This is a genomic window from Chitinophaga sp. 10T418 (assembly GCF_056394125.1).
In genome coordinates this window covers 1-733 of the sequence record NZ_JBFTHG010000052.1, presented here as the reverse complement: position 1 = coordinate 733, position 733 = coordinate 1, and the positions used below count along the sequence as shown (strand labels likewise).

The 733-nt window shown below is 34.4% G+C and carries 1 rRNA gene; it reads right to left on the bottom strand.

The features are described 5' to 3' along the window. Window positions 1-642 precede the first annotated feature (642 nt). Window positions 643-733 (bottom strand): 5S ribosomal RNA (gene rrf / locus AC1DCV_RS35730); the annotation flags it as partial.

Sequence of the window (733 nt, the reverse complement as noted above, 5' to 3'; positions counted from 1 at the left end):
TCTTATTCGCTTTAAAAAATTTACGTATTCAAATACTACTATTTTGAATACAACTTGCATTTCCCAATATGTCAAAGAACTTTTAATCACTGACTCTTCTTACGAAGTTTCATTTCCGTGATTATTGTTGATGTGTGAGATCCGATCTCTGTGGCTCTTTAGCCGAACATCTTTATTATTATTATTAGAAGAACTTTTATTCCGTATCGCGCTGTTTGCGTTGGGGTTGCAAAGGTAGTGATCTTTCATTTAATCACCAAAACTTTTTTAAAGTTTTTTGCATCTTTAATTATCTTAGTATCAATGACTTGTCTATTGGAAAAGTGCTTTTAATACTCTGATAATCAAACCCTTATTTTGCAAAGAACATTGAATTTTTTGAAGCGGATGGCAAAGATATAACCTTTATCATTCGCAAACAAAACTATTTGAACTTTCTCTCAAATTATTTTTCAATCTTATTTCAAATTGTTGTCAACCTTGTGGCTGAGTGTATTCTAATGAATCCTCACACAGGATTCATTTTTTAAAGAGTAAAGATGTGATGACGCTTTATGTAAACAGCTGCTCTTTAGCAGTGTGCGTCTACTCTTAAAGAAAGAAAAAGCCTTAGTGCATAAACACTAAGGCTTCTCTTAATAAGTATGGCAGCTACCTACTCTCCCGCATTGTTGTGCAGTACCATCGGCCATGAGGGGCTTAACTTCTCTGTTCGGAATGGGAAGAGGTGAAC